5 protein-coding genes are annotated in these 7,759 nt (G+C 51.9%); all 5 read left to right on the top strand.

Going from position 1 to position 7,759, the window contains the following annotated elements:
• On the top strand, positions 1 to 1,370 hold a 1,370-nt coding region (locus VIM87_RS13160), incomplete at its 5' end, for a (2Fe-2S)-binding protein (RefSeq protein ID WP_331997441.1).
• Positions 1,371 to 1,405: 35 nt separating this feature from the next.
• Entirely contained in the window at positions 1,406 to 1,789 is a 384-nt protein-coding gene (nirD, locus tag VIM87_RS13165) for a nitrite reductase small subunit NirD (RefSeq protein ID WP_331997442.1), read from the top strand.
• 89 nt (positions 1,790 to 1,878) lie between these two features.
• Positions 1,879 to 3,243: an alginate export family protein gene (locus tag VIM87_RS13170; protein ID WP_331997443.1), complete on the top strand. Its 1,365-nt coding sequence runs from the start codon at positions 1,879 to 1,881 to the stop codon at positions 3,241 to 3,243.
• Positions 3,244 to 3,263: 20 nt separating this feature from the next.
• The gene (locus VIM87_RS13175; protein ID WP_331997444.1) at positions 3,264 to 4,571 is read left to right on the top strand and encodes a NarK family nitrate/nitrite MFS transporter; all 1,308 of its coding nucleotides are present in this window, start codon (positions 3,264 to 3,266) and stop codon (positions 4,569 to 4,571) included.
• A gap of 47 nt (positions 4,572 to 4,618) precedes the next feature.
• On the top strand, positions 4,619 to 7,759 hold a 3,141-nt coding region (locus VIM87_RS13180), incomplete at its 3' end, for a molybdopterin-dependent oxidoreductase (RefSeq protein ID WP_331997445.1).

The raw sequence follows: 7,759 nt of genomic DNA on the forward strand, positions 1-7,759 counted from the left end.
TGCTGCTGCAAACCGCCAAGAATAAAGTGATACTGCCGCCCAACCCGGAAGATGTGCTGCTGGGCGCCCGCGGCGGTCAGGAAGCTGCCGGCGCCGGTGTACTGGGCCTGCCGGATGACGCCACTATCTGCAGCTGCGAAAATGTGAGCAAAGCAGCCATCTGCAACGCAGTAATAGACGGTCATGAAACCCTGGATGCTGTAAAGAAATGCACCAAAGCAGCTACCTGCTGCGGTGGCTGCGCGCCCATGGTAAAAGATCTGATCACCAGCACCATGAAGTCGCAGGGTAAATACATCCGCAACGTGATCTGCGAACATTTTGATTACTCCCGCCAGGAGCTGTTTGACCTGGTAAAAATAAAAGAGCTGCGCTCCTTTGATACCGTGCTGGATCATTACGGCCATGGCGAAGGTTGCGAGATCTGTAAACCCACAGTAGCCAGCATCCTGGCCAGCCTGTGGAATGAGATGATCCTGGCCAAAGGCAATGATACCGCGCAGGATTCCAACGACCGTTACCTGGCTAACATACAAAAAGGCGGTACCTACTCTGTAGTGCCCCGCGTGCCCGGTGGGGAGATCACCCCGCGGCAGCTGATGGTAATAGCGCAGGTAGCTGAAAAATATAATCTCTACACCAAAATAACCGGTGGTCAACGCATAGATATGTTCGGAGCGCATGTAAGCGACCTGCCGCTGATCTGGGAAGAGCTGGTAGCGGCAGGTTTTGAAAGCGGACATGCTTACGGCAAAGCGCTGCGCACCGTAAAAAGCTGCGTAGGCAGCACCTGGTGCAGGTTTGGCCTGCATGACAGTGTAAGCTTTGCCATCCAGATAGAGCAGCGCTACCGCGGCTTACGCGCCCCGCACAAGCTTAAATCCGCTGTAAGCGGCTGTATCCGTGAATGCGCAGAAGCACAGTCAAAAGACTTTGGCATTATTGCCACGGAAAAAGGCTGGAACCTGTACGTATGCGGTAATGGCGGCTCCAAACCACAACATGCGCTGCTGCTGGCCGGCGATGTGGACAGCGCTACGTGTATCCGTTACATTGACCGCTTCCTGATGTTCTACATTAAAACCGCCGATCCTTTAACCCGCACCGCTACCTGGCTCAATAAGCTGGATGGTGGTATAGAATACCTGCGCAATGTGGTGGTGAATGATAGCCTGGGCATTGCCGCCCAGCTGGAAGCTGAAATGCAGGTGCTGGTGGATAACTACAAATGCGAATGGAAAGAGGTGGTGGACAGCCCTGAGCTGCGCAAACGCTTCTCCCACTTTGTAAATGCACCGGAAGAAAAAGATCCTACTGTACAATTTGAAATGTTACGCGAGCAGAAGAAAGCTGCTAACTGGGCCAAATAATTATCAATTAATAAACCAACCAAAAACACCCGTATATGTCATTACACAACACAGCAACCATTACCTGGTTCTTTGCCTGCAAAGTAGAGGATGTGCCGGCCAACGGCGGTGTGTGCGTAAAGTACCTGGATGAACAGATCGCGCTGTTCCACTTTCCCCGCCGGAATGAGTGGTACGCCACGCAAAACCTTTGTCCGCACAGGCAGCAAATGGCCCTTAGCCGCGGCATGACGGGCACACAGGGAGGCGAGCCTAAAGTGGCCTGCCCCTTTCATAAAAAATCATTCTCGTTAGTAGATGGGCGTTGCCTGTCGGACGATACGGAATGCGCGCTCAATACCTACCCGGTAAAGATTGAGGATGACCGGGTATACATTGGTATTGTAAACGGACGGGATACTGAAACCGTAATGGCATAGGACATATAAAGATGAAACCCGGTAGCTGGCAGGCTCCGGGCTTCTGATTTTAAAATGATTGGCATCACATTTAAAACCAACCAAAGTTAATGAAAAAAATGTTCCTTGGTGGCGCGTCTTCACTTCTTTTAGGCGCCTGCTGTTACCAGCCCTGTCATGCACAGCTGGCTATCAGTGCCCAGCTACGAACGCGCACCGAGCTGCGCGACGGCCAGGGCTCTCCTCTTCCGCAAGGCGCCACACCCGCCGTATTTACCTCCCAGCGTACCCGCTTAAGCGCAGGTTTTACTACGTACCGCATCCAGTTTGGGCTAACCCTGCAGGATGTACGTGTTTGGGGACAGGATGCTTCAACCATTAACCGCACTACCACCGCCAACAACAATGGCCTGATGCTGCACGAAGCCTGGGCCGAAATATTACTGACAGATACCACTTTAAAAGATCAGAGCCTTAAGCTGAAAATAGGCCGGCAGGAGCTGCTGTATGACGACAGCCGCCTGCTGGGCAACCTGGACTGGGCACAGCAGGCCCGCCGCCACGATGCTGCCGTATTAAAATATGAGCGCAAAACCTGGATGTTACATGCCGGCGGCGCATTTAACCAGAATAAGGAAAATGCATCCGGCACTATTTATGATCCTACACCAACCGGTAATTACACCGGTAACACGAATGGTGGCAATAGTTACAAGAGCTTGGAATTCTTATATGCCGGTAAAAAGCTGGCTGCAGGCAATGTTTCCTTCCTGTTCCTGGCCGACCAGTTTTCCCGCTACCATACTGACAGTGTGAACAATGCTCCCGTGAAAACATGGGAGGGACCTACTTATAACCGCATGACCAGCGGCCTGTATTTCAACAATGCTTTTCAGCGCCTTACGCTCACCGCAGCTGCTTACTACCAGTTCGGTAAAAATGCAGATGGCCGCAACCTGAGCGCCAGCCTGCTCTCCGGCGCTTTCCAGTATGCGCTTACCAACACGTTTAGCGCAGGTGCGGGCGTTGACTATACTTCCGGCGGCAGCAGCGGCAATACCAGTCATGCGTTTGATCCGCTGTATGGCACCCCGCATAAGTTCTGGGGCACTATGGATTATTTCTACGTAGCCAACGGTTTTGGCAACCGTGGTTTGCAGGACTATTATATAAAAACAAAATGGAAGCCCGGCGCCAAATGGCTGGTAATGGCCGATGCGCATGAATTTCTCAGCGCCAGCGACATTCCGGTTGCAGAAAATAAACCGGAGCTTTCCCGTCAGCTGGGTACAGAAGCCGACCTGACCGCTGTTTTTACGCTTACGCCCATGATCTCTTTTGAAGGAGGTTACAGCCATTACTGGAGCACCAACTCCTTAACAGCTGCCAGCGTAAAAAATATAGTGAATGCAAAAAGTAATAGTAACTGGGCTTACCTGATGATCAACATCCGGCCCTCATTCCTGTTCAAATAATCAACCAAAAAAAATTACTTATGGCGAATGTACCTAACACGCAACCGCTGCAAAAAATAAAACTCTTTAGCCTGGATACGCTGCAAATGCGCACCTTTCACATTACCTGGCTCATGTTCTTTGTATGCTTTTTTGGCTGGTTTGGCCTGGCGCCCTTAATGCCTACCATCCGTGTGGATCTGGGGCTCAGTAAGGCGCAGATAGGCAACATTATTATTGCTTCTGTTTCAGGAACCATCATAGCCCGCTTGATCATTGGTAAGCTGTGCGATACCTGGGGACCGCGCAAAACCGCTGTGCGCCTGCTGCTGGCAGGCTCCATACCGGTGTTCCTGGTAGGTTTGGCAAAAGATTATACCACCTTCTTACTGTTCCGTTTAGCCATTAGCGTAATAGGCGCTTCTTTTGTGGTAACGCAGTTCCATACTTCCATGATGTTTGCCCCCTCCATTAAAGGTACCGCCAATGCCATTACCGGCGGATGGGGCAACCTGGGCGGCGGTATCACCAACATGGTAATGCCCCTGATCTTTGCCGCTATTGTTGGTTTTGGATATACGAAGGAAGAAGCCTGGCGCTATGCCATGATAGTACCCGCCATTATGATGCTGCTGGTAGCTTTCCTGTACTACCGTTATACGAAAGATACGCCTGCAGGCAACTATGATGAGATTGACCGCACTGCCGGCAAAGGCAGCACGGATTGGTCTATACTGGCCGACTGGCGCATATGGGCGCTTACTATGGCCTATGCCATGTGCTTTGGTATGGAGATCACTTTTGACAATGTAGCTTCCCTGCATTTCGTAGATACCTTCCATTTATCGCAAAGCAGTGCAGGCTTATGGGCCGGTGTATTTGGCGCTATGAACCTTTTTGCCCGTGCGCTGGGAGGTATTGTGTCTGATAAGGTAGGCGCCAAAGCAGGGATGAAAGGCAAAGGCCGTTTGCTGGCGCTGGTGCTGCTGGCAGAAGGCGCAGGCCTGCTGGTTTTTGCACAGGCCAATTCCCTGGTGCTGGCCATTGTAGCTATGCTGGGTTTTGCCCTGTTCCTGAAAATGGCCAATGGCGCCACCTATGGCATTGTACCTTTTATTAATGAAAAAAATGTAGGGCTGGTAAGTGGTATTGTAGGCGCAGGCGGTAACCTGGGCGGTATGCTGTTCGGCTTTTTATTTAAGTCGGAGCACATCACCTACGTGCAGGCGTTCACGTATATCGGCTACATTGTAATAGCCGTATCTGTAATAGTGATGATCACCAGCTTTACAAAAGGCAGCGCTGCCAAAACCGCGCCTTTAGGGCCGCAGGTAGCGCTGGCAGAATAATTTTTAACCCGGGTCCGGCTAAGCCGGGCCCCTCAATTAACACGTGCATGCCGGCATCTTTTAAAACAACTTGTTGTTATTGCGGCGTAGGCTGCGGCATAGTAGTACAGCAGAACAGGCAGGGTAAGCTGGAGGTGAGCGGGGATAAAGATCACCCGGTGAACCGGGGCATGCTATGCTCCAAAGGCATGAATCTGCACTACACGGTTATGGATACCAGCGACCGGCTGCTATACCCGGAAATGCGATACAACAGGCAAATGCAACGGCAGCGCGTAAGCTGGGACCAGGCGCTGGAACGCACCGCCGCAGTGTTTAAAACCATCATAGCGCAGCACGGCCCCGAATCAGTAGCTTTTTATGCCAGCGGTCAATGCCTCACCGAAGAATATTATGTGATCAATAAGCTGATCAAGGGCTTTATTGGCAGCAATAATATAGATACCAACTCCCGCCTGTGCATGAGCAGCGCAGTAGCCGCTTATAAAATGGCTTTGGGGGAAGATGCGGTGCCCGTATGTTACGATGATATTGAGCTGGCCGACTGCATTTTTGTGGCCGGCGCCAATCCCGCCTGGTGCCATCCTATTTTATGGCGCCGCGTAGAAGCCGCCAGGGCAGCCAATCCTAACCTGAAGATCATTGTAAGCGACCCACGGGCCACACAAACCTGCGCACAGGCCAATGTGCACCTGCAGCTGCGCCCCGGTACCGACATTGTATTACACCATGCCATAGGACGCATATTAATTGAGAACGGTTATACAGATGCATCATTCATAGAACAGCATACAGAAGGTTTTGCCGCTTACCGGGAAACAGTGATGCAGCGCAGCGTAGCAGAAGCAGCCGCTATCTGCGATGTGCCGGAAAGCGCTATCCGCGAAGCAGCCCGCTACATGGGCCAGGCCAAAGGGTTTATCACCATGTGGACCATGGGCCTGAACCAAAGCGCTGTGGGCGTACGCAAAAACCTGAGCCTTATTAACCTGAACCTTATTACCGGGCATATTGGAAAACCCGGCAGCGGGCCTTTTTCATTAACCGGGCAGCCCAACGCCATGGGCGGCCGCGAGGTAGGCGGCCTGGCTAACCTGCTGCCCGCACACCGCCTGCTGGATAACCCGCAGCACCGCGCAGAAGTGCAGGCTTTCTGGAACAGCAACCCTATCTCCCCTAAACCGGGATTAACGGCCACGCAAATGTTCACCGCGCTGAATGAAGGTAAGCTTAAAGCCATCTGGATCGTAGGCAGTAATCCTTTAGTAAGCCTGCCGGATGTACGCTTTGCAGAAGCCGCCCTGCAAAAAGCAAAATTTGTGGTGGTGCAGGAAATATCCAATAAACCGGAAACACTGCGTTATGCGGATGTAGTATTACCTGCTGCTGCCTGGGCTGAGAAAGAAGGCACCATGACGAATGCAGAACGCCGCATCAGCTACCTGCATAAGATCACCGATGCGCCGGGACAGGCCCTGCCGGATGCAGAGATCATTTGCCGCTTTGCACAAAAAATGGGCTATCATGGCTTTGATTTCAACTCCTTTTCAGAAATATATGACGAGCATACCCGGCTCACAGCCGGTACCCATATAGATATCAGCGGGCTGGATTACAATACCCTGCAGGCAAAACGCAGCGTACAATGGCCCTATCCTAAAAGCACCGCCGGCAAAGGCACACCCAGGCTGTTTACGGATCACCGGTTTTATACGGCATCGTCCAAAGCAATTATTCATTCCTTTGAAGATGGTAACAGCTCTGCACCAACAAATGATACCTTACCGCTCATACTCACCACCGGCCGTATCCGCGACCAATGGCATACCATGAGCAAAACCGGTAAGGTGAACCGGCTAAAGCAGCATATTGCCAGCTCTTTTTTAGAGATCCACCCGGAAGATGCCCGCCAACGTCACATTGCGCAGGATGATATTGTAGAAATATTCAATGGTAACGGTAACGTACGTGTGAAAGCCAAACTAAGCACGGACATAAAAAAGGGCGTGGTGTTCCTGCCCATGCACTGGGGTAAGGTATTACAAAGTGATCTGAACCGCGCCAATAACCTTACCCACGCATTGGTAGATCCCATCTCCGGGCAGCCGGATCTGAAATTCGCTGCCGTGCAGGTGCAACGCTACCGCAAACCCGCGCAAAAGATAGTGATCATAGGCGCGGGAGCCGGCGCCAGTGGCTTTGTACGGTCGTACCGCGCTATGAACAATACCGATGAAATAGTAGTGTTCAGCAAAGAGGACCAGCCTTTTTACAACCGGGTAATGTTACCGGATTACATCAGCGGTACACAGCAATGGCAACAGCTGGTAAAAATGACGGACGATGAAGAAGCACGCTTAAACATTACCCTGCACCGCGGCATCAGCATTACTCATATTGACCGCTCACATAAAATACTGACCGACAGCCAGGGCAACACCCATACCTATGATGTGCTGATCATGGGCACCGGCAGCCGGGCAGCCACCTTAAAAGATACCCCGCCGCTGAAAGGCATTTTCACCATGCGCAACCGCTATGATGCCGATGCCTTCATAAAACACCTGGATCCTGAAAAAGGGAGAGTGCTGATCGCCGGCGCAGGCCTGCTGGGTATAGAGCTGGCAGCCTCCCTGCGTGAAATGAATATAGACGTTACCGTTATACAGCGCACCTCCCGACTTATGGACCGGCAGCTGGATGCGCTGGCCAGCCAGCTGGTGTACGAAGAGCTGACCGACCGTGGCATAGAGATCATTTACAACGATGAAATAGAACGTTTCATTGGCCTGCATGCCCTGGAAGGCATACAGCTGAAAAGCGGACAGCAGATAGCCTGCCAGGCCTTTGTAGCCACTATAGGCACCGTACCTAATACAGAGCTGGCGCAGGCCTGCCACCTGGATTGCAAACGCGGCGTAGTGGTGAATGAATACCTGCAAACCAGTGACCCCGACATTTTTGCCATTGGCGAAATAGCAGAGTTCAACGGTACCCTGTATGGTATTACCGCAGCAGCGGAACAGCAGGCGGCCGTAGTGGCCCGCTACCTGTGCGGCGACATTGGCAGCTACTACCAGGGATCTGTGTTCATGAACATTTTAAAAATGCATGGCACCGATGTTTGCTCACTGGGTATGGTGAATACCCCGGATGATCCGGCTTATGAGGAAGTAGTGTTTATAGAC

The sequence above is a fragment of the Chitinophaga sp. genome (assembly GCF_036569125.1).
Lineage (GTDB): Bacteria > Bacteroidota > Bacteroidia > Chitinophagales > Chitinophagaceae > Chitinophaga.